Annotated in this window: 22 protein-coding genes; 9 read left to right on the top strand and 13 right to left on the bottom strand. The window is 54.6% G+C overall.

Annotated elements, in window-relative coordinates:
• Positions 1–275: 275 nt before the first annotated feature.
• From typA to fabY, 5 genes are all read left to right on the top strand, one after another.
• Positions 276–2099 carry a ribosome-dependent GTPase TypA gene (gene typA, locus GY169_RS23220; protein ID WP_064540486.1) on the top strand — a complete coding sequence of 608 codons (1824 nt, stop codon included), beginning with the start codon at positions 276–278 and terminating at the stop codon, positions 2097–2099.
• Positions 2100–2231: 132 nt separating this feature from the next.
• Positions 2232–2831, top strand: coding sequence for a glucose-1-phosphatase (yihX, locus tag GY169_RS23215; protein WP_163448710.1), 600 nt, complete (start codon positions 2232–2234; stop codon positions 2829–2831).
• Positions 2825–3682, top strand: coding sequence for a virulence factor BrkB family protein (locus GY169_RS23210; protein ID WP_163448709.1), 858 nt, complete (start codon positions 2825–2827; stop codon positions 3680–3682). The genes yihX and GY169_RS23210 overlap by 7 nt, the downstream gene beginning before the upstream one ends.
• Positions 3679–4116 (top strand): D-aminoacyl-tRNA deacylase, encoded by a 438-nt coding sequence (dtd, locus tag GY169_RS23205; protein WP_064540478.1) that lies wholly within the window; start codon positions 3679–3681, stop codon positions 4114–4116. Before GY169_RS23210 ends, dtd begins: the two co-directional genes overlap by 4 nt.
• Before the next feature lie 44 nt (positions 4117–4160).
• Positions 4161–5102, top strand: a complete 942-nt coding sequence (gene fabY, locus GY169_RS23200) for a fatty acid biosynthesis protein FabY (RefSeq protein ID WP_163448707.1) — start codon at positions 4161–4163, stop codon at positions 5100–5102.
• A gap of 26 nt (positions 5103–5128) precedes the next feature.
• Here fabY and GY169_RS23195 read toward each other — a convergent pair whose 3' ends face one another.
• Positions 5129–6043: an alpha/beta hydrolase gene (locus tag GY169_RS23195; protein ID WP_167577214.1), complete on the bottom strand. Its 915-nt coding sequence runs from the start codon at positions 6041–6043 to the stop codon at positions 5129–5131.
• 198 nt (positions 6044–6241) lie between these two features.
• On the opposite strand from GY169_RS23195, the gene GY169_RS23190 reads away from it, so the two are divergent.
• Complete coding sequence (locus GY169_RS23190) at positions 6242–6496, top strand: CopG family transcriptional regulator (RefSeq protein WP_163448705.1); 255 nt, start codon at positions 6242–6244, stop codon at positions 6494–6496.
• Positions 6493–6864 carry a type II toxin-antitoxin system VapC family toxin gene (locus GY169_RS23185; RefSeq protein ID WP_163448704.1) on the top strand — a complete coding sequence of 124 codons (372 nt, stop codon included), beginning with the start codon at positions 6493–6495 and terminating at the stop codon, positions 6862–6864. Before GY169_RS23190 ends, GY169_RS23185 begins: the two co-directional genes overlap by 4 nt.
• Before the next feature lie 37 nt (positions 6865–6901).
• On the opposite strand, the gene fdhE is transcribed toward GY169_RS23185, so the two are convergent.
• Genes fdhE through fdnG form a run of 4 tightly spaced genes read right to left on the bottom strand, consistent with a single transcriptional unit; the run spans position 6902 to position 12425 of the window.
• Positions 6902–7831: a formate dehydrogenase accessory protein FdhE gene (gene fdhE, locus GY169_RS23180; RefSeq protein ID WP_167577213.1), complete on the bottom strand. Its 930-nt coding sequence runs from the start codon at positions 7829–7831 to the stop codon at positions 6902–6904.
• Positions 7828–8463: a formate dehydrogenase cytochrome b556 subunit gene (fdoI, locus tag GY169_RS23175; protein WP_064540466.1), complete on the bottom strand. Its 636-nt coding sequence runs from the start codon at positions 8461–8463 to the stop codon at positions 7828–7830. The genes fdhE and fdoI overlap by 4 nt, the downstream gene beginning before the upstream one ends.
• The gene (gene fdxH, locus GY169_RS23170; protein WP_167577212.1) at positions 8460–9362 is read right to left on the bottom strand and encodes a formate dehydrogenase subunit beta; all 903 of its coding nucleotides are present in this window, start codon (positions 9360–9362) and stop codon (positions 8460–8462) included. Before fdxH ends, fdoI begins: the two co-directional genes overlap by 4 nt.
• Positions 9363–9374: 12 nt before the next feature.
• On the bottom strand, positions 9375–12425 hold the full coding sequence (gene fdnG, locus GY169_RS23165) for a formate dehydrogenase-N subunit alpha (RefSeq protein WP_167577211.1): 3051 nt from the start codon (positions 12423–12425) through the stop codon (positions 9375–9377).
• A 448-nt stretch (positions 12426–12873) separates the two neighbouring features.
• Here fdnG and fdhD point away from each other — a divergent pair, with 448 nt between their 5' ends.
• Positions 12874–13668 (top strand): formate dehydrogenase accessory sulfurtransferase FdhD, encoded by a 795-nt coding sequence (gene fdhD, locus GY169_RS23160; protein ID WP_411908132.1) that lies wholly within the window; start codon positions 12874–12876, stop codon positions 13666–13668.
• On the opposite strand, the gene GY169_RS23155 is transcribed toward fdhD, so the two are convergent.
• On the bottom strand, positions 13635–14180 hold the full coding sequence (locus GY169_RS23155) for a YgjV family protein (protein ID WP_223882134.1): 546 nt from the start codon (positions 14178–14180) through the stop codon (positions 13635–13637). The two genes, fdhD and GY169_RS23155, sit on opposite strands and share 34 nt — an antisense overlap.
• A gap of 23 nt (positions 14181–14203) precedes the next feature.
• Complete coding sequence (locus tag GY169_RS23150; RefSeq protein ID WP_163448698.1) at positions 14204–14716, bottom strand: Crp/Fnr family transcriptional regulator; 513 nt, start codon at positions 14714–14716, stop codon at positions 14204–14206.
• Positions 14717–14846: 130 nt separating this feature from the next.
• Between GY169_RS23150 and GY169_RS23145 the strand changes: the two genes are divergently transcribed.
• A complete protein-coding gene (locus GY169_RS23145) occupies positions 14847–15059 on the top strand; it encodes a DUF1471 domain-containing protein (protein ID WP_163448697.1) in 213 nt (70 codons plus the stop codon).
• A 44-nt stretch (positions 15060–15103) separates the two neighbouring features.
• On the opposite strand, the gene GY169_RS23140 is transcribed toward GY169_RS23145, so the two are convergent.
• The 6 genes from GY169_RS23140 to GY169_RS23115 are packed head-to-tail and all read right to left on the bottom strand — an operon-like array spanning position 15104 to position 20039.
• Complete coding sequence (locus tag GY169_RS23140; RefSeq protein ID WP_167577210.1) at positions 15104–16180, bottom strand: serine hydrolase domain-containing protein; 1077 nt, start codon at positions 16178–16180, stop codon at positions 15104–15106.
• A 44-nt stretch (positions 16181–16224) separates the two neighbouring features.
• Positions 16225–17067: a PTS system mannose/fructose/sorbose family transporter subunit IID gene (locus tag GY169_RS23135; protein ID WP_167577209.1), complete on the bottom strand. Its 843-nt coding sequence runs from the start codon at positions 17065–17067 to the stop codon at positions 16225–16227.
• Positions 17060–17860: a PTS mannose/fructose/sorbose/N-acetylgalactosamine transporter subunit IIC gene (locus tag GY169_RS23130; RefSeq protein WP_135370586.1), complete on the bottom strand. Its 801-nt coding sequence runs from the start codon at positions 17858–17860 to the stop codon at positions 17060–17062. The genes GY169_RS23135 and GY169_RS23130 overlap by 8 nt, the downstream gene beginning before the upstream one ends.
• 11 nt (positions 17861–17871) lie before the next feature.
• Positions 17872–18369, bottom strand: coding sequence for a PTS system mannose/fructose/N-acetylgalactosamine-transporter subunit IIB (locus tag GY169_RS23125; protein ID WP_167577208.1), 498 nt, complete (start codon positions 18367–18369; stop codon positions 17872–17874).
• A gap of 12 nt (positions 18370–18381) precedes the next feature.
• The gene (locus tag GY169_RS23120; protein WP_167577207.1) at positions 18382–19560 is read right to left on the bottom strand and encodes a glycoside hydrolase family 88 protein; all 1179 of its coding nucleotides are present in this window, start codon (positions 19558–19560) and stop codon (positions 18382–18384) included.
• Complete coding sequence (locus tag GY169_RS23115) at positions 19557–20039, bottom strand: PTS sugar transporter subunit IIA (RefSeq protein ID WP_167577206.1); 483 nt, start codon at positions 20037–20039, stop codon at positions 19557–19559. The genes GY169_RS23120 and GY169_RS23115 overlap by 4 nt, the downstream gene beginning before the upstream one ends.
• Positions 20040–20192: the final 153 nt, after the last annotated feature.

Raw genomic sequence — 20192 nt, 5'->3', positions numbered from 1 at the left:
CAACTTTTAAATCACCCCCAAAAGGCGCTATCATGCGCACCATAGTGCAAAAGGGCTGCACCATGATAGCCGTTTTGCACCATTATAGTGCTTACACGCGAGCGTTGAGCACCATATTGGTGCAAATTGTGATTAGGTGCCCTTTTTATGCTCCGTGAAAGCGATCACAAAGAAACTCTGCGATACTTGTTTGCGGAGGATCTCTGTGATCCTGTTTTGTAGTGCGATTAATCCGTGTACAATAACGCGCTATTTCTAATGCCCGAGGCAAAGTTGTGATCGAAAATTTGCGTAACATCGCCATCATTGCTCACGTTGACCATGGTAAAACTACCCTGGTTGATAAGCTGCTGCAGCAATCCGGTACGTTCGACGAGCGTGCTGAAACTCAAGAGCGTGTGATGGACTCCAACGATTTGGAGAAAGAGCGTGGGATTACCATCCTCGCAAAAAACACCGCTATCAAATGGAATGACTACCGTATCAACATCGTTGATACCCCGGGGCACGCCGACTTCGGTGGTGAAGTTGAGCGCGTTATGTCCATGGTTGACTCCGTGCTGCTGGTAGTTGATGCCTTTGATGGCCCGATGCCGCAAACGCGCTTCGTGACCAAAAAAGCATTTGCTCACGGCCTGAAGCCAATTGTTGTCATCAACAAGGTTGACCGTCCGGGCGCGCGTCCTGATTGGGTTGTTGACCAGGTCTTCGACCTGTTCGTTAACCTCGACGCGACTGACGAGCAGCTGGACTTCCCGATCATCTACGCTTCGGCGCTGAACGGTATCGCGGGTCTGGATCACGAAGACATGGCTGAAGACATGACCCCGCTGTATCAGGCGATTGTTGACCATGTACCGGCGCCGGACGTAGACCTTGATGGTCCGCTGCAGATGCAGATCTCCCAGCTGGACTACAACAACTACGTTGGCGTTATCGGTATCGGCCGCATCAAACGCGGTAAAGTGAAACCGAACCAGCAGATCACTATCATCGATAGCGAAGGCAAAACCCGTAACGGTAAAGTCGGTAAAGTGCTGACTCACCTGGGTCTGGAACGTATCGACAGCACCCTCGCGGAAGCGGGCGACATCATCGCCATCACCGGTCTGGGCGAGCTGAACATCTCCGACACCATCTGCGATCCGCAGAACGTCGAAGCGCTGCCGGCACTGTCCGTCGATGAACCGACCGTTTCTATGTTCTTCTGCGTTAACACCTCTCCGTTCTGTGGCAAAGAAGGTAAATTCGTTACCTCTCGTCAGATCCTTGACCGCCTGAACAAAGAGCTGGTGCACAACGTAGCGCTGCGCGTTGAAGAAACCGCTGACGCCGATGCGTTCCGCGTTTCTGGCCGTGGTGAACTGCACCTGTCCGTTCTGATTGAAAACATGCGTCGTGAAGGTTTCGAACTGGCGGTATCCCGTCCGAAAGTTATCTTCCGCGAAATCGATGGCCGCAAACAAGAGCCATACGAGAACGTAACGCTGGACGTCGAAGAGCAGCACCAGGGTTCTGTCATGCAGGCACTGGGCGAGCGTAAAGGCGACCTGAAAAACATGAATCCAGACGGTAAAGGCCGCGTACGTCTCGACTACGTGATCCCAAGCCGTGGTCTGATCGGCTTCCGTTCAGAATTCATGACCATGACTTCTGGTACCGGTCTGCTGTACTCCACCTTCAGCCACTATGACGATATCCGTCAGGGCGAAGTGGGCCAGCGTCAGAACGGCGTACTGATCTCCAACGGCCAGGGTAAAGCAGTTGCGTTCGCACTGTTCAGCCTGCAGGATCGCGGTAAGCTGTTCCTGGGCCACGGTGCAGAAGTTTACGAAGGCCAGATCATCGGTATTCACAGCCGTTCTAACGACCTGACCGTAAACTGCCTGACCGGTAAGAAACTGACCAACATGCGTGCATCCGGTACGGATGAAGCGGTTGTTCTGGTTCCGCCTATCCGCATGACTCTGGAGCAAGCTCTGGAATTCATCGATGATGACGAACTGGTCGAAGTGACTCCGCAGTCTATTCGTATCCGTAAACGTCACCTGACGGAAAACGATCGTCGTCGCGCAATGCGCGGTGCGAAAGAAGAGTAATCTTCTTTTTTCCGTGACCAAAACCCTGCCTTATGGCGGGGTTTTTCTTTTTCTGATAGCGCGCTTTTGTTCATGGTCAAACCCCGCCTTTCCCGCTACAGTAAAAATTCCACGGCGTGAACGGAGGCAAAAATGCTCTATATCTTTGATTTAGGTAATGTGATTGTCGACATTGATTTCAACCGTGTTCTGGGAACGTGGAGCGACCTTGCCCGTGTGCCGCTGGCGCAGTTGAAGCAGCGCTTTACTATGGGGGAGGCATTTCACCAGCACGAACGCGGTGAAATATCGGATGAAGCATTTGCGAAAGCGATGTGTCACGACCTGGAACTTCCGCTGAGTTACGAGCAGTTTGCCCACGGCTGGCAGGCGGTGTTTGTCGCACTGCGTCCCGAAGTTATCGATATCATGAAGACGCTACGCGAGCAGGGACACCGGGTGGTAGTACTCTCGAATACCAATGCGCTGCACACGACTTTCTGGCCGGATGAATATCCGCAAATTTATGCTGCCGCTGACCATGTTTACCTCTCGCAGGAGATGGGCATGCGTAAACCAGAGGCCCGTATTTACCAGCGCGTACTTGAACTGGAAGGTTTTTCCGCCGCCGATGCGGTCTTTTTTGACGATAACGCCGATAATATAGAGGGTGCTAGCCGGTTGGGGATAACCAGCGTGCTGGTGACAGGGCGTGAAACCCTACCCGATTATTTTACGAAGACGTTATGCTAAAAACCGGTCATCAAAAATATACCCGGCCGCTGGTGGCGTGGTTCAAAATACTCTGGCGGCGCATTGATGAAGACAATATGACGACGCTGGCGGGCAACCTGGCCTACGTGTCGCTGCTTTCACTTGTGCCGCTGGTGGCGGTCATTTTCGCGCTTTTCGCGGCTTTTCCGATGTTTTCGGAAGTGAGTCTACAGATTCGCCACTTCGTTTTTGCCAACTTCCTGCCCGCGACCGGCGACGTTATTCAGCGTTATATCGAGCAGTTCGTCGCCAACTCCAACAAAATGACCGCGTTTGGCGCCTGTGGCCTGATCATTACCGCGCTGCTGTTGATGTACTCCATCGACAGCGCCCTGAACACGATCTGGCGTAGCAAGCGTGTGCGCCCGCATCTTTACTCGTTTGCGGTCTACTGGATGATTCTCACCCTCGGCCCGCTGCTGGCGGGGGTGAGCCTGGCAATTAGCTCATATCTGCTTTCGCTGCGCTGGGCCAGCGAGCTTCACGGCGTGATTGATAACCTGCTGCGGTTGTTCCCGCTGCTGCTCTCCTGGCTTTCCTTCTGGCTGCTCTACAGCATCGTTCCGACAACTCAGGTGCCGAATCGCGATGCGATTGTCGGGGCGCTGGTCGCCGCGCTGCTGCACGAACTTGGTAAGAAAGCCTTCTCGCTCTATATCACCGCATTTCCCTCTTACCAGCTGATTTACGGCGTGCTGGCGGTGATCCCCATTTTGTTTGTCTGGGTCTACTGGACGTGGTGTATCGTCTTGCTTGGCGCAGAAATAACTGTCACTCTCGGTGAATACCGAAAACTGAAATCAGAACAACAAGAAGCAGAAGAACCATGATTGCATTAATTCAGCGCGTCACCCGCGCCAGCGTAAGCGTGGCGGACGAGGTGACGGGGGAGATTGGCCCAGGACTCCTGGTGCTACTGGGCGTAGAGAAAGACGACGACGAACAGAAAGCGAATCGCCTGTGCGAGCGCGTGCTCGGCTACCGTATTTTTAGCGATGCCGACGGAAAAATGAACCTGAACGTGCAGCAGGCCGGCGGCAGCGTGCTGGTGGTGTCACAGTTTACGCTGGCGGCCGATACCGAGCGCGGGATGCGTCCGAGTTTCTCCAAAGGTGCGGCACCGGATCGTGCAGAAGAACTCTATGAGTACTTTGTGCAGCGCTGCCGCCAGCAGGAGATCAACACGCAAACGGGACGATTCGCTGCAGATATGCAGGTGTCACTGGTCAATGATGGCCCCGTGACATTCTGGTTACAGGTATGAACCCACTTCCCGGTAGAACGCGGGGGGCAAAAGAGAGCGCGATTATGTACCATCTCCGAGTACCGCAAACGGCAGAAGAGTTAGAGGAATACTACCAGTTTCGCTGGGAAATGCTGCGTAAGCCGTTGCATCAGCCAAAAGGGTCCGAGCGAGACGCCTGGGACGCGATGGCGCACCATCAGATGGTGGTGGATGAACAGGGAAAGCTGGTCGCTGTCGGGCGACTGTACATCAACGCCGATAACGAAGCGTCGATTCGTTTTATGGCTGTCCATCCAGAAGTGCAGGACAAAGGCCTGGGCACGCTGATCGCCATGACGCTGGAATCTGTCGCCCGTCAGGAAGGCGTGAAGCGTGTAACCTGTAGCGCACGTGAAGATGCCGTGCCGTTTTTCGCCAAGCTGGGCTTTGTGAACCAGGGGGAGATCACCACCCCGCAAACCACGCCGGTGCGCCACTTTCTGATGATTAAACCGGTGGCGTCGTTGGACGATATTCTGCATCGTGGTGACTGGTGCGCGCAGTTGCAGCAGGCCTGGTACGATCATATCCCGCTCAGCGAAAAGATGGGCGTGCGCATTCAGCAGTACACCGGGCAGAAATTTATCACCACCATGCCGGAAACCGGTAACCAGAATCCACACCACACGCTGTTCGCGGGTAGCTTGTTCTCGCTGGCGACACTGACCGGCTGGGGCCTTATCTGGCTGATGCTGCGTGAACGCCATCTGGGCGGCACGATTATCTTAGCCGATGCTCATATCCGCTATAGCCGGCCGATTGCCGGCAGACCAACGGCGATCGCCGACCTGGGCTCGCTGAGCGGCGACCTGGACCGACTGGCCCGTGGCCGCAAAGCGCGTGTTCAGCTACAGGTTGAGCTGTTCGGTGATGAGAAAGCGGGCGTGGTATTTGAAGGCACTTATATCGTGCTTCCCGCTAAGCCTTTTGGCGCCTTCGAAGAAGGCGGCAACGAAGAGGAGTAGCTTAGAGCCCACGCTCCTGATGCTATTTATTCACGAGTGGCCGCGCGCCAGGCCACGTCGCGTATTGCGTCCCGCGCCGTCTTGCTCACGCCGCCCAATTGGAAAAATCCGTGGATAACGCCGAGATAGCGCTGGCAAGTACACGCCACGCCCTGGTCGTTCAGGCGGTGATATAGCGCTTCGCCTTCATCACGCAGTGGATCGAACTCTGCGGTGAGAATATGCACCGGCGGTAAACCGGCAAAATCTTCACGCCATATCGGACTGGCTTCCGGGTGGCGGAGGTCGGTATCCTGGAGATACATTTCAAAACCCGATAGCAGCGTATCGCGGGTGATGATGTAGTCTTGCCCGTTGCTGGCATAGCTGGGGAAACTGGCGGTAGCGTCAAGCATCGGGTAGATCAGCAGCAGCTTCGCCGGAGACCATTGGGCGGTTGATTTCAGGCGTAGCGCGCTGACCAATGCCAGGTGCCCGCCTGCGCTGTCGCCAGCAAGCGTGATACGTTCACGATCGATGCCTAACTGCTCCGCGTATTGATGGACGATATTGGCCCCACGTTCAGCGTCGTCATGAGCCGCAGGGAAGGTGTGCTCTGGCGCAAGACGATACTGAATGGCAATCACTCTACAGCCGCTTTTCCAGGCCAGTTGCCGTAGCTGGAGGTCATGAGTCAGAAAGCCGCCGCTAACAAAACAGCCGCCGTGATAGTAGAGGATACAGGGTAGCGAACCGGATGCGTTTAGCGGCGAAACGACGCGAAATGTCATCCCTTCCAGCACGATATCTTCCGATTTTACGCGAATCTCTTTCTCGCCCGCCAGCGACGTGCTGGCAATATAGCCCGCCCTCCGATCATCAATACTCTGCTCTCGTGAAGAGGGGCGGCCCGCAGCGATAAACCCGGCAACCAGTTCCGCAATTCCTTTTTCCAGTGGCATATAAGGCTCCTAAGGCTGTATGTATGTACAGTTTATAACCTGGTTTAATGAGAAGAGAAACGGGTAAATAAAGTTGCAGCATTATTCTGGATAGCCGCTCGCAAAAACGATTATTTCTACAAAATGAGAGTGTCACGTTTAGCGAACTGCGTGTATTTTGTTCACTTATTGAGCATGGATGATATACTGGAGGTATATATGAGCATGATGGCGGAAAGGGATATGGGCAGAATACTTCTCGATTTATCAGATGAGGTGATCAGGCGTCTCGATGAGCTCAAGCAGCAGCGGAATATGCCACGTGCGGAACTGCTACGTGAAGCGGTAGAAATGTATCTGGAGAAACAAAATCAGGCTGAACAGGCTATCGCCGGCGCGCTTGGCATTTGGCAAGAATGTGAAGACGATGGCGTTGAATTCGAAAGAAAACTCCGCGAGGAGTGGACGCGATGAACGGTCCCGTCATCTTTGATACTAATATTTTAATCGATCTGTTTAGTGGCCGGGTTGAAGCTAAAAATACGTTGGATTTGTATCCGCCGCAGCATGCTATTAGCTTGATTACCTGGATGGAGGTGATGGTGGGCGCAAAGCGATTTCATCAGGAGCGGCGCACAAGAATGGCCCTGAATGCTTTTGAGGTCATAGAGATATCGCCAGAGATTGCCGAAAAGAGTGTCAACCTGAGGCAGGAATATGGCATGAAGCTGCCGGATGCCATCATTCTGGCCACTGCGCATATACACCGAAGAGAATTGGTCACGCGTAATACAAAGGATTTTGCCGGGCTACCTGGCGTGATAGTGCCTTACGCATTGTAAACCGGGCAGGGATGACCGCCCGGTTTTACCAGAGAACTTACTCCCCTTCCCCCGGGAACAGGAACGGGTTGATAGAGCTACGGGCGAACCCTTCCTGCTCCATCCGCGCGTCCAACACCAGTGAGGCGAGGTCGTCAGCCACGGCTTCCACTTTCGGGTCCTTTTCCTGATACAGAATCTTCAGGTAGGTGCCGCAGTCGCCACAGCTTTCGGCTTTAATCGCAGCCTGCTCATTATCCAGAGACCAGTAGTGCAGGTCGCGACTTTGTTCGCAGTTACTGCACTTCACGCGCACGACATGCCACTCGGTTTCACACAGGTTGCAGTGCAGATAGCGCAGCCCCTGAGTGGTGCCAATTTGCACCATGCTGGAAACCGGCATTGAGCCACACACCGGGCAGTACTGACGCTGTTCGCCGTATTCTGCATGGGCTTTACCTGGAATCAGGCTCGCCATCTGTGCCCAGTAGAGTGACAAGGCGGCCCAGATGAACGGCGCTTTATCGCTGCTGACGGATGAGAAATCCGATTCAAACAGCGCGCTGGCCATTTGCTCCAGCTCCTGTTCGGAGGCTTTCTCCAGATTCTCGATAACCGCCAGCGCTGGGCCACTCATTTCCGGCTTCAGTTCAGCAATCATGGAGTGCAGCAGCGTATGCCAGTGTTTATCGCGCGGTAGAACGTGGATATCCAGCGGCGGCTTGCTCTGGTCGTTTGCCTCTTTAAGACGCGCGCTCAGATCCATCCGCAGCGGATGGTCGTACAGAACCACTTCCTGTGCGTGGGCAATCAGCGCCGCAAAGCGCAGGTAGTCGCCCAGCGGGTTGTTCTCTGCCAGCTCGCGCAGACGCTCGGCGCGACGATTGTAGAGGTTCTTGAGTCTGGGGAACAACAACGGCGGAATGACTTCCGCCGTACGTTTCTCGCTCGAACCCAGCTCATCTTGCGGGATTATGCGAATACTCATTCAGATGACTTTTCCTGTTTCTGGCGGACTTCACGGTACCAGCGCGGGTGATGTTTCTTCGCCCACGATTTGGTAACCCATCCTTCCACCATCGCGGTAATGGTGCCTTTCACCCAAAGGGCGGCGTAAATATGCACCATGATAACCACAATTAACGCCACTGCGGCAAATGAATGCAGCATTAGCGCAAATCGGATCACCGGGATTGAGAAAGCAGGCGCAAAGTACGGACGCCAGATAATCACACCGCTTACCAGCAGCAGTACCAGGAAGATAATCGCCGCCCAGAATACGCATTTCTGGCCGAAGTTATAACGCCCGGTGTCACCTACTTCCTCGTTGACGACGATCTTACGAATATTCTTCGCCCAAAAGATATCATCCCGATTGATTAGATTATGGTGCCAGTAGCGGAAAAACATGATGATAAACGACGCAAACATGATAACGCCGACAAACGGGTGCAGAATGCGCGCCAGCTGCGGAGTGCCCATGATTTGCATCAACCAGTTGAAGGACGGGAAGAAAAAGCCCAGCCCGCTCACCGCCGCCAGTATGAAGCAGAAGGCGGTGACCCAGTGGTTGATGCGTTCCGGCGCCGTGTAGCGCACGATGGTGTCACGTCTTTTCATTTGCGCACCTCGTCTTTCTCTTCATCAAGATTATCCTCTTCCTCTTCCGCACGGTTCGGACCGACCCCGACGTAGTGGAAGACGCTCGCGGCGAACGTGGCGGCAAAGCCGATAGCGGCTAACGGTTTCCAGACGCCTTTCCAGAATTTCACGGTAGCGCTGATTTCCGGGTTTTCCGGCAGGCCATGGTACAGATTCGGCTTGTCAGCATGGTGCAGTACGTACATCACGTGCGTACCGCCAACGCCGGCCGGATCGTACAGCCCTGCATTGTCGTAACCACGGGTTTTCAGTTCGGCCACGCGTTCGCCCGCCAGCGTTTTCATATCCTCTTTGGAACCAAAGTGGATAGCGCCGGTTGGGCAGGTTTTCACGCAGGCCGGTTCTTGCCCCACGGTCACGCGGTCGACGCACAGCGTACATTTGTAGACGCGATTGTCTTCCGGGTTAAGACGCGGGACGTTGAACGGGCAACCAGCGATGCAGTAGCCGCAGCCAATGCACTGCTCGGACTGGAAGTCGACGATACCGTTGGCATACTGAATGATTGCGCCTTCCGATGGGCAGGCCTTCAGGCAGCCTGGGTCAGCGCAGTGCATGCAGCCATCCTTACGGATCAGCCATTCCAGTTTGTCGTTTTGCTCCACTTCCGAGAAGCGCATGACCGTCCAGGATTTAGCGGTCAGATCGGCGGGGTTATCGTACACCCCGACGTTGCTGCCGATTTCATCACGGATGTCGTTCCACTCCGAGCACGCCACCTGACAGGCCTTACAGCCGATGCAGGTAGTAACGTCGATAAGCTTTGCCACCTCTTCCTGGTGATCCCGCGCGCGCGGCGCGGGAGTGAAACCGTTAGTGGCGGAACGACGAATAATATCTTGCGATTGATAAGCCATAGGTCGTCTCCGTTACACCTTTTCCACGTTCACGAGGAAGGACTTAAACTCCGGCGTTTGCGTGTTCGCATCGCCGACGAATGGCGTCAACGTATTGGCAATAAAGCCTTTTTTCGCTACGCCTTCGTAGCCCCAGTGGATTGGAATACCGATAGTATCGATATCCTTACCGTCAACTTTCAGCGTGCGGATACGCTTGGTCACCACCGCCTTAGCTTTAATATAGCCACGGTTGGAGGAGACTTTGACGGTATCGCCGTGAGCGATGCCGAGCTTATCTGCCAGCTTTTCACCGATCTCTACAAACTGTTCCGGCTGCGCAATGGCGTTAAGCAGCGCATGCTTAGTCCAGTAGTGGAAGTGTTCGGTCAGACGATAGGTGGTACCGACGTACGGGAATTTATCCGCTTTCCCCAACGCTTCCTTGTCGCCTTTAAAGATACGGGCGGCAGGGTTGGAAATGACGTTCGGGTGCAGCGGGTTAGTCCCCAGCGGCGTTTCAAACGGCTCATAGTGTTCCGGGAACGGACCTTCTGCCATCTTGTCGAGGGCAAACAGGCGACCCATCCCTTCCGGCTGCATGATGAACGGCCCGACGTTACTGCCCGGCGCCGCAGCGCTGTAGTCCGGAATATCCACGCCGCCCCACTTCGCGCCGTCCCATTTCAGGAGCTGGCGTTTTGGATCCCACGGGTTGCCCTGCGGGTCAGCGGAAGCGCGGTTATACAGAATACGGCGGTTGAGCGGCCACGCCCAGGCCCAGCCCAGCGTGTTGCCAAGGCCGGATGGGTCGGCGTTATCGCGGCGCGCCATCTGGTTGCCTTCAGGCGTCCAGCTACCGGCGAAGATCCAGCAGCCGCTGGCGGTTGTCCCGTCGTCACGCAGTTGGGCAAACGAGCTGAGCTGTTGGCCTTTCTTCACGATAACCGCACCGGTCGCCGGGTCGATAATATCGGCCAGCGCCTTACCGTTGCTCTCCATCGCCACTTCCTCGGAAGCCGGTTCATTTGGCGTCGAGTAGTTCCAGGTCATATTCAGCACCGGCTCTGGCGCCGGGCCGCCTTCTTCGGCGTACATCTTACGCAGACGCATGAAGATACCGGCGAGGATTTCACCGTCGGTGACCGCATCCCCCGGGGCATCCGCACCTTTCCAGTGCCACTGCAGCCAGCGTCCGGAGTTAACGATAGAACCGTTCTCCTCGGCAAAGCAGGTGGAAGGCAGGCGGAACACTTCGGTCTGGATTTTCGACGGATCAACATCGTTCGACTCGCCATGGTTCTGCCAGAAGGTCGAGGTTTCGGTGTTGAGCGGATCGATAGTCACCAGGTACTTCAGTTTCGACAACGAGGCGACAATCTTGTTTTTGTTCGGGAATGAGGCAACCGGGTTGAAGCCCTGGCAGATATAGCCATTGACCAGGCCCTGATTCATCATCTCGAAGTATTGAAGAACGTCGTAGCCTTTGTCCCATTTTGGCAGCCAGTCAAAGCCCCAGCTGTTTTCCGCCGTGGCTTTATCCCCGTAGAAAGACTTCATCATTGAGACGAAGAATTTCGGATAGTTGCCCCAATAGTTAACCTGGCCATCCAGCAGCGGTTTTGGCGTGTTGGCGGTCAGATAGGTTTGCAGGTCAGCCTGTTTTTCGCTCGGCAGCGTCATATAGCCCGGCAGACTCTGTGACAGTAAGCCTAAGTCGGTCAGCCCCTGAATGTTCGAGTGTCCGCGCAGGGCGTTTACGCCGCCGCCAGCCATCCCCATATTGCCCAGCAGCAGCTGAATCATCGCCATGGTACGGATGTTTTGCGCGCCGATGGAGTGCTGCGTCCAACCCAGTGCATAAAGGAACGAGGCGGTTTTGTCGTGGGCGCTGGTTTCGGCGATGTATTCGCAGACTTTCAGGAAGTCAGCTTTTGGCGTACCGCAGATCTTCTCAACCATTTCCGGCGTGTAGCGGGAAATATGCTGTTTCAGCAGATTCCAGACGCAACGCGGATGGGTGAGGGTGGTATCCCGTTTCGCGTGACCGTTTTCATCCAGCTCGTAGTTCCAGGATGTCTTATCGTACTTGCGTGCTTCCGGGTCGTAACCGCTAAACAGACCGTCGTCGAAGCTAAAGTCTTCGCGCACGATAAGGCTGGCGTTGGTATACGCCTCGGTATACTCACGGTTGAATTTTTCGTTGTTCAACAGGTACAGCATCACGCCCGACAGGAAGGTAATGTCGGTACCGGAACGAATTGGGGCATAGAAATCCGCCACCGACGCGGTACGCGTAAAGCGGGGATCGATAACAATCAGCTTAGCGCCGTTGTGAATTTTGGCTTCCATCGCCCAGCGGAACCCGACCGGGTGAGCTTCAGCGGCATTACCGCCCATCACCACAATGAGGTTGGCGTTCTTGATGTCGACCCAGTGGTTGGTCATCGCACCGCGACCAAATGTTGGAGCAAGACTTGCTACCGTTGGTCCGTGTCAGACACGCGCCTGGTTGTCGACCGCGAGCATACCGAGTGCACGCGTAAATTTCTGGGTTAAATAGCCGGTTTCGTTGCTGGACGCCGAGGCACACAGCATACCGGTTGTGAGCCAGCGGTTAACGGTGGTGCCGGCATCGTTTTTCTCGACGAAGTTGGCATCGCGGTCAGCCTTCATCAGCTTAGCGATACGGTCGAACGCTTCTTCCCAGCTGATTTGCTGCCATTTATCAGAACCAGGTGCGCGATATTCAGGATATTTAAGACGGCTTTCGGAGTGGATAAAGTCCACCAGACCTGCGCCTTTCGGACACAATGCACCACGGTTTACCGGGTGATCTGGATCCCCTTCGATGTGGAAAATCGAGGCTTTCGCATTTTTTGCGCCGTCGCCGAGGCTATACATTAAAAGCCCACAGCCGACAGAGCAGTAAGTGCAGGTGTTACGGGTCTCACGGGTACGCAGCAATTTATACTGCCGTGTTTCCGCGAGTGCGATGCTCGGGGCAAAGCCCAGTGCTGCTGCCGTGGTTCCTGCCATACCGCCAGCGCAGATCTTAAAGAACTGCCTTCTGCTGACCTGCATGGTTCACTCCTTGTTTCGACATTGTCATTGCTTGTAGTTGTTCTTCGCCAGATGGCGGCAAAGATGCTGAATAATACGATGCCCTCAGTTCCAGGAGGGCTTTGATCCAGAATACCACATTATCGGTAGGCTTGTTCTAACGCGGTTAATGGCAGGTGAATTGATTTTGTATGCATTAACATTGAACTGTGATATCGATCGCAATTTAGCCGAAATCAAATCTCGCCTGGGCGCGTGCTCAATGACTTTAACCATAAGGGATTAATCGGCCGGTCTGGCGCAATGTGCGGCGAAATAAATCAAGATTGTGCGTTATTGCACCACAAACTTGATCCATAATAAGCCTCAATTCCCTGATGTTGTGATGGAATAGACGCCCCTTATTTTTACGCCGTTCAGAGTATTTGCCGTGTTTAATGTTAAAGATGAAGTCGAGCCCTCGTTACAGCTGGTTGGCGCAGCCGAGCGTACCGTCTTCAGAAGGCCACAAATTATGCAACCCACACAGGATATTCTTGCCGAAGAAGTTCCCGTTGCGCTGGTCTACAACGGCATCTCTCACGTCGTGATGATGGCGACGCCAAAAGATCTTGAAGCCTTTGCGATCGGCTTTTCGCTGTCGGAAGGCATCATTGAACATCCCCGGGAAATCTTCGGTATGGATGTTGTCCCTGCCTGTAATGGCATGGAAGTTCGCATCGAGCTTTCCAGCCGCCGCTTTATGGGGCTGAAAGAGCGTCGTCGGGCGTTGGCTGGTCGTACGGGCTGCGGCGTGTGCGGCGTTGAGCAACTCAACGATATTGGCAGGCCGATAAAACCGCTGCCCTTTAGCCAGACGTTCGATCTGGCTCATCTCGATTACGCGCTCAGACATTTAGATGACGTCCAGCCCGTTGGCCGTGAAACGGGCTGTACGCACGCGGCGGCATGGATTATGCCCTCCGGCGAGCTGGTGGGCGGCCATGAAGATGTCGGTCGTCACGTGGCGCTGGATAAACTGCTGGGGCGCCGCGCGAAAGAAGGCGCGCTGTGGCAGCAGGGAGCCGCGCTGGTTTCCAGCCGCGCCAGCTATGAAATGGTGCAAAAGTCTGCGATGTGCGGCGTCGAAATTCTGTTCGCCGTCTCTGCCGCCACAACGCTGGCGGTCGAAGTGGCTGAACGCTGCAATCTGACGCTGGTAGGCTTCTGCAAGCCGGGAAGAGCGACGATTTATACCCATCCGGAACGTCTGGTTGCGGAGTAATGCCGCCAAGCCGCCAGCAGAATACTGCCTGAAAACGCGAGCTCCATGATCGCAGCGACCGGCGATCCCGCCATTATGTTGTTCAGTAGCCAACAAACGCTGCCGCATAGCGTGTATCCGCGTAGCCTGGAACTCTGACCTTGAAACGCGGCAAAGGTCATCAGCAGGCTACCCATCAGCGGCAAAAGGCTTGCTGTTCCCTGCCAGAAGTAGGCGCTACAGGCCATCGACACCACCATAAATCCCCACATCACCCACAGACGAAGCGTAACGACAGCGATCGCAAAGCGGCAGGCCGCAATCGCCATCAACACGGCAGCAACAGGCTGTTGCAAAAGATAAAAGTGCCATGCCAGCAGACCGGTGGAGCAGGCAAGTACCGTCAGCGTTTTCGCCCGACGATGAAAATGAAAAGCAGTAATATCAAGCGCAAAGCTGACGCTTGCAAGTATCTGGGAAAACAGGAAAGTGGTCATCACGGCAGCCATTTCGCAAATCAATGGCTTCACCATAATGGGCTTAAGCCGGCCTCGCGTTAACTTTTGTTAAGACGCTGGCGAATACGTGAAAGGCTGACGGGGGTGATACCGATATAGCTAGCGAGATCCCGTTGCGTTAGCTGTGATTCCCAGTGTGGGAACTGAGTCTGGACGTAGCGGTAGCGTTGTTCTGGCGTGTTGAGCAACAGCATCTGTTCCTTCTTTTCTTTGTAGATCAACTGCTGAATGAGGAGTTGCATCTTGAACTCCTGGTTTTCAGCAGCCTCGAAAAAGGAGAGCGGAATGTCACTGGTTTCGCCCGCGGTGACCATCTGCAGACTATAATCCGCCGGCGTTGCCGTCAGCCAGTTAAGGTATAAAAAGCAGCATTCCCCTGGGAAATAGAACTCTTTTACGCGCTCCACGCCCCGATCGGAGTGATAAACCGCCCGCACAACACCCTGATGTAAATAGTAAAAATGGCTTTGCACCTCGCCCTGATGCAGCAGCCAGGCGCCCGCGCTCTGCGACTTTTTACGACTCGTCAGTAACTGCTGATTCAGCTGCATATCGTTATCTCAAAAAATTTGAAAGACAAATGCAAATCATTCCGCTTTTAGTTGATCAAGATGCGACCTAATATTTATCACATCAAGGCAGCACGCCTTATCCAAACAACTAAATTAAAGGGTTTACATCATGAAAAGCATCAAAACTTTTGTCGCAGTTATGACTCTGGCCGCTTCTTTTGGTTCTTTCGCTGCGCAAACAGTGACCGCAACCGCCTCAACCATTGACGGTGCGGAAGCGAAAATTGCCGCTCAGGCCGAACAAGCAGGCGCCAGCTCCTACAAAATTACCCAGGCTTACACCGGTAACCGCGTTCATATGACCGCAGAACTGACCAAATAAGCTATCTGCTACTGTCGAAAGAGCGCCCTTGGGCGCTTTTTTCGTTACTGGGTCGCGAGCGCCTCGCGAATAGCTGGAATAAGCTGCGGTCCAGCATAAAAACTATTAAAACCTGTTTTGTGTGCCACCGACAGATTCACTTTTGCCAATATTACGCCATAGCTATTATTGGTCTTATCAATCCAGGGATAGCTGCCCGCCCAACCTGGGCTACTGATGAGTAGCGGACGGCCCTGGTTGTCGACCTGTTCCCGCCATTCGCCAAGTCCATAGATATCATTCCGGGCTTGTCCCCGAACATCCTGCACATAGCGATTGACCGCGCCAGGCAATATTTTAGCGCCCTGGAGCTGATCGCTCTGCATCATGGTAATCGCAGCTGTGCTCAGAATTCGCCGGCCTTCAAATTGCCCATTATGGGCAACCATCTGGAGAAAGCGTCGATAGTCTGCAAGCGTTGTTCTTGCCCCGCCAGCGAGCATTGGGCTAAATCCTTGCTCCTCACTCACTGGGGTGAATCCGGTGTGGGTCATACCGAGTGGTTGGGCAATATGTTCCTGAAACAGAGATTCCCACGATTTTCCGCTGGCGACTTCGGCCATGCGCCCGGCAACCTGCATCGCGAGTCCACCGTAATTGAATGTCGTGCCTGGTGGGTTAACGGATGGCAGGGGTAAAATATGAGCAACGGATTCTGTTAGCGTTTGATAGTGATCTTCTGGCTTATTGGCAGGCTGATAGTCTGGGTAGCCTGAGGTATGTGAAAAGAGTTGGCGTAGGGTGGCATCACCTTTGGAATCGGTAAAAGCAGGTAACCACTTTCTGACCGGATCGTCCCAGGAAAGAACGCCGTCATCAACGAGAGAGGCGATAGTTGCGGCAGCCAGCCATTTCCCTGCCGAAGCAATATGAACCTCAGTCTGTGAGGTGTAGCCGCCGTAATATTTCTCAAAAATGGGCTTATCATCTTTAACGATAATAATCGCCGCGCCTGAGTGGTTGTGTTGGGCGACCCAGGACGCGATTTGATCATCGATTACTGCCATTTTGTCTTGCTTTGCCATGCTGCTCAGGCTTGTGAGAGCCAACGCTAACGCACAACAGGTGAGCGCTTTCTTCATTGGATATCCTGTTGTTAACAGGCCCCCAATAATGGGGGCCGCGGTTAAATAATCCCAACGCCTGCGGCGGCAAAGCCAAAGACGATTAGCATAATCAGCACCTTGTTTGGGCTCACCTTTTTATTCAACAGCTTCAGGCATCCCAACACCAGCAGCAGTGGAATGAGCCCGACGCAGATTTTGTCGAGGATCTCCTGCAATACGAAAGGCTGTCCGGCGATGGTGGTTTTAAAGGTGGTGGTAAATTTCACCATGCTGGCGCTCATCGCGCCTACCATCATCAGACCCATCATGGCTGAGGCTTTGGTGATACACGAGAGCAAGCCGGACTGCGTGGCTTCGGCGATATACTTCGAACCTAGCCGGTAGCCCATTACCCCGCCGTAGTAGCGCAGCAGGTAGCTCGGGATGTTGTAAATCAGCAGGAACAGCAGTGGCCCTAGCGGGTTTCCCTGTGAGGCCAGGCCGATAGCAATCCCCGTGGCGATGATGCGTAGCACGCCATAGAAGAATGAATCGCCGACGCCCGCGAACGGCCCCATTAAAGCCACTTTGATGCCGTTAATACTGGAGGTATCAAAATTAGGGTTCGCGGCGTTCTCTTTTTCCATCGATAGCGTCAGGCCCATAATGAATGGCGCCAGATGCTGGTTGGTATTGAAGAATTGGCTGTTACGTTTTAGTGACTCCACGTAACCGTGCGGGTTGCCGGTGTAGATTTTCTTGAGCAGCGGCGCCAGAATCCAGCCGTAGCTCAACCCCTCCATTCGGGTGAAGTTCATGGAGCCCAGCAGTTGGAACTGGCGGAAGAACAGCTGGCGGAACATCTTTTTTTCGTTCTTGCTGTCGTCGCCTGCGCTTACTGCGCTGTTGTGGATATCAGTCATTGAAGAACCCGTCCTTATCATCAACCGACGCGCTTGCGGCAGTGGTGGCGTGTTTATTGGCTTTCAACTGGTTGAATTCGTTGAAGCAGAGATAAACGGCAACGGAAGCGGCGATAATCGCGATGCCCATAATCGGCAGTTGCAGATAAGCCGCCATGGCGAAGCCGATAAAGAAGAATGCGGCAATATTTCGGTTCCACAGCGCCTTTAACAAGATGGCGAAGCCCAACGCAGGCAGAATACCGCCCACCGCCGTCATCCCGCGCATCACGGTATCCGGAATGCTTTCGACCAGGCTGCGGATCACGTCGGTGCCGAACAGAATGCCGAAGAAGGCCAGCACCGCGAACGGCACGCCGTAGAACATGGTCATCCCGAGCGTGATGCCGAGCGCGGCGCGGTCGCGCCCCTCTTCAAGCAAGGCGTCATATTTCTCGACCAGCGCGGTATAAACCAGCTTCAGAACCTGGTAAACGAAGACCGCCAGCAGGCTGATGGGCAGTGCAAGCGCGACGGCGACGGCAGGTTCCGCTTTCGTCAAAATGGTAAAGGCGGTTGCCAGAACCGAGCCGACAGCCAGATCGGCCGGTACCGAGCCGCCAATGGTGATGGTGCCGAGAAAAATCAGTTCCAGCGTCGCGCCGATGATGATCCCCTGCTGAAAATCACCCAGCACAAAGCCGACCATCGCGCCGCAGATTAGCGGCCGTTCAATCAGCGGCTGGCCTAACGTGTGGTCAGCGAACTTGGCGATATACATCACCAGCGCGACAAGCAGTGCAGACGTTAACATAGCGACCTCGCTTAGCTAGCAGCGTTATCCAGCATCTCAATCAGGTTTTTCACCGGATGAGATGGCAGAACCTGGTATTCCACCTTCACGCCGCGTGCGGCGATGGCATGAAAATCGGCGACATCTTCCGGTGTAACGTACACGGTGTCGCTAATGCGTTTTTTCGCCGCCAGATTGTCCGTAATGCGCCCAAAGTTGGCGACGTTCAGGGTTTTTATCCCCTCAACCTGCTCGACCAGTCGACGCGCGTCGGCGGCATTGTTAACGATCACCATAATTTTCACGGCCTCGGAGCGCGGGTCATTGAGGATATCGCCTGCGTCTTTGACCGCCATAATGGCGCACTTGGCGGTATCAGGGGCCGCCATGCGCAGCGACATCTTCTGCACTTCGTTATTCACTATCTGATCGTTGGCGACCAGGATGCGGTTTACGCCGAGGTGCTTGGTCCAGACCACGGCAACCTGGCCGTGAATCAAGCGATCGTCAATTCGTACTAAAGAAATCATGTGTAGCTCCAGTTAGCAAAAGTAGGGTGTCCAGACGCGGGAAAGGCGAACCAGGGCTTCGAAATAGAAGTAATCGCCCCAGAGGTTAGGTTCGTTAATGCCCATGTTGCGGCCAAAGTTATAAACGCCTTCACGCAGCAGGCCGTCCTGCGTGTGGGCAAAATAGCGCTCGCGTAAATTGCGCATCATCAGTTCGATGGCGTTGTTATAGGCGGAGCGTAGTGGATCGGTTAGCGGCAGCAGCGTCAGCAACTCCGCCAGACCGCAGGCGGCGACTGCGGCGGCAGACGTATCGCGCGGAGCGTTGTCCTGCGGGGTGAAGATCAGGTCCCAGTAGCAGACAAAATCTTCCGGCAGACGGTTGAGAAAATAGTGCGCCAGCTTCCGCGCCAGCTCTGGCTGAGTGGTATCGCCGGTATGACGGAATCCCAGCGCAAAGCCGTAAATCCCCCAGGCCTGGCCGCGTGCCCAGCAGGAGCTATCGCTAAACCCTTGATGAGTATCGCCACGCAGCGGCTGGCCACTGTGCACGTCCATGTAGAAGGTGTGGAAGCTGGAAGCATCCTCACGAACCAGATAACGAACGGCCTGCGCCAGATGACGCGTAGCGGCTTCGCGCCACGCGGCATTGCCCGTTTCGTTGGCGGCCCAGAACAGTAACGGCACGTTGAGATTGCAGTCGATAATCATGCGACCCTGACGCGCCGGGTCGTTGAGATCGCCCCAGGCCTGAATCACGCCTGCCGTTTCATTAAAGCGACGGTACAGTAGCTCTGCGGCGCGTAGCGCCAGGCTGCGAGCGCGGAGGTTGCCGGTGAGCTTCCAGGCGTTAACGCAAGAGAGCAAATAGAGAAAACCCAGGTCGTGGGTATCGACTTTAATTTGCTTATCAAGGCGCTCTTCAAAACTGTCGAGCAGACCCTCCGCCACCGTGCGGTATTTATCATCGCCGGTCACTTCCCAGGCCAGCCACAGCATGCCGGTCCAGAATCCTTCGGTCCAGTCGACCTTCTCTACTGCCGGGTAGTGACCATCAGTCGCGCTGGCTGCGGGAAAAGTCATGGTAAAACGCGGCATCATCTCGTCAACTTTGGCAAGCACTTCGCGGAGTGCTTCGCTCAGCCAGCGAGAGTCTAAACACGGCTGTGGTGCAAGATAGCGGCTGTCGAGCGTTTCCAGCGCAACGGTCATGGTTGTGTCTCCGCGGCAAAAAAGTCGTCGATATCATCGTCAACGGCTGGCTGTATGGTCTGGCGAGCGGCGATAATTTCTGGCTGCACGTTCATGTACTGCATCGCGCCGCTGGCGGCGGTGATGGCGTCCTGCAGGCGTGATGGAGTATCGGTATGTTCAGAGAGACAGAACTCCATCAGCATAATCAGATTGGCGCCGCTAATAACATGAACATGCGGGTATTTGACCAGCATCTGTACGGCGGTGTTGTTGACGCTCCCGCCGGGCATATCGGTAAACAGCACCAGCTCTCTTCCCCGGCTGGCCGCCTGTTGGGCGATGGCCTCAAAGCGCACCGCCAATTCGGCTGTGGAGCCAATTTCGCCGCAGTAGGCGCAGATGGGTGTTACGCCGTGATCGTCGCCAACCAGCAGGTTCAGCGCCGAGATTATCCCTTCCGCATAGCGCCCGTGGGTTGCGATGTACATCTCTCGCATTGCGTATTCCTTCGTTTTTTTGGTATCTGTTGAGAATATTGCAACCGCCGTGCCATGTTTTTATCTTTATGATTTTATTAGTAAATAATGTAGTGTCTGCACGTTGTAATCGTGTCGAAAACGGCTGTAAGGGGAGTGTCGAAGCGTCTGCCA

Source organism: Kluyvera genomosp. 3 (assembly GCF_011765685.1).
GTDB lineage: Bacteria > Pseudomonadota > Gammaproteobacteria > Enterobacterales > Enterobacteriaceae > Kluyvera > Kluyvera georgiana_A.
The sequence above is the reverse complement of the archived record's forward strand: the minus strand, read 5'-3'. Positions and strand labels throughout refer to the sequence as shown.

Bases quoted from the DNA above. Each gene is read 5' to 3' on its own strand.
- yihX (WP_163448710.1), top strand. From the start codon at position 2,232: ATGCTCTATATCTTTGATTTAGGTAATGTGATTGTCGACATTGATTTC.
- GY169_RS23210 (WP_163448709.1), top strand. From the start codon at position 2,825: ATGCTAAAAACCGGTCATCAAAAATATACCCGGCCGCTGGTGGCGTGG.
- dtd (WP_064540478.1), top strand. From the start codon at position 3,679: ATGATTGCATTAATTCAGCGCGTCACCCGCGCCAGCGTAAGCGTGGCG.
- fabY (WP_163448707.1), top strand. From the start codon at position 4,161: ATGTACCATCTCCGAGTACCGCAAACGGCAGAAGAGTTAGAGGAATAC.
- GY169_RS23195 (WP_167577214.1), bottom strand. From the start codon at position 6,043: ATGCCACTGGAAAAAGGAATTGCGGAACTGGTTGCCGGGTTTATCGCT.
- GY169_RS23190 (WP_163448705.1), top strand. From the start codon at position 6,242: ATGAGCATGATGGCGGAAAGGGATATGGGCAGAATACTTCTCGATTTA.
- GY169_RS23185 (WP_163448704.1), top strand. From the start codon at position 6,493: ATGAACGGTCCCGTCATCTTTGATACTAATATTTTAATCGATCTGTTT.
- fdhE (WP_167577213.1), bottom strand. From the start codon at position 7,831: ATGAGTATTCGCATAATCCCGCAAGATGAGCTGGGTTCGAGCGAGAAA.
- fdoI (WP_064540466.1), bottom strand. From the start codon at position 8,463: ATGAAAAGACGTGACACCATCGTGCGCTACACGGCGCCGGAACGCATC.
- fdxH (WP_167577212.1), bottom strand. From the start codon at position 9,362: ATGGCTTATCAATCGCAAGATATTATTCGTCGTTCCGCCACTAACGGT.
- GY169_RS23155 (WP_223882134.1), bottom strand. From the start codon at position 14,180: ATGGTGAAGCCATTGATTTGCGAAATGGCTGCCGTGATGACCACTTTC.
- GY169_RS23150 (WP_163448698.1), bottom strand. From the start codon at position 14,716: ATGCAGCTGAATCAGCAGTTACTGACGAGTCGTAAAAAGTCGCAGAGC.
- GY169_RS23145 (WP_163448697.1), top strand. From the start codon at position 14,847: ATGAAAAGCATCAAAACTTTTGTCGCAGTTATGACTCTGGCCGCTTCT.
- GY169_RS23140 (WP_167577210.1), bottom strand. From the start codon at position 16,180: ATGAAGAAAGCGCTCACCTGTTGTGCGTTAGCGTTGGCTCTCACAAGC.
- GY169_RS23135 (WP_167577209.1), bottom strand. From the start codon at position 17,067: ATGACTGATATCCACAACAGCGCAGTAAGCGCAGGCGACGACAGCAAG.
- GY169_RS23130 (WP_135370586.1), bottom strand. From the start codon at position 17,860: ATGTTAACGTCTGCACTGCTTGTCGCGCTGGTGATGTATATCGCCAAG.
- GY169_RS23125 (WP_167577208.1), bottom strand. From the start codon at position 18,369: ATGATTTCTTTAGTACGAATTGACGATCGCTTGATTCACGGCCAGGTT.
- GY169_RS23120 (WP_167577207.1), bottom strand. From the start codon at position 19,560: ATGACCGTTGCGCTGGAAACGCTCGACAGCCGCTATCTTGCACCACAG.
- GY169_RS23115 (WP_167577206.1), bottom strand. From the start codon at position 20,039: ATGCGAGAGATGTACATCGCAACCCACGGGCGCTATGCGGAAGGGATA.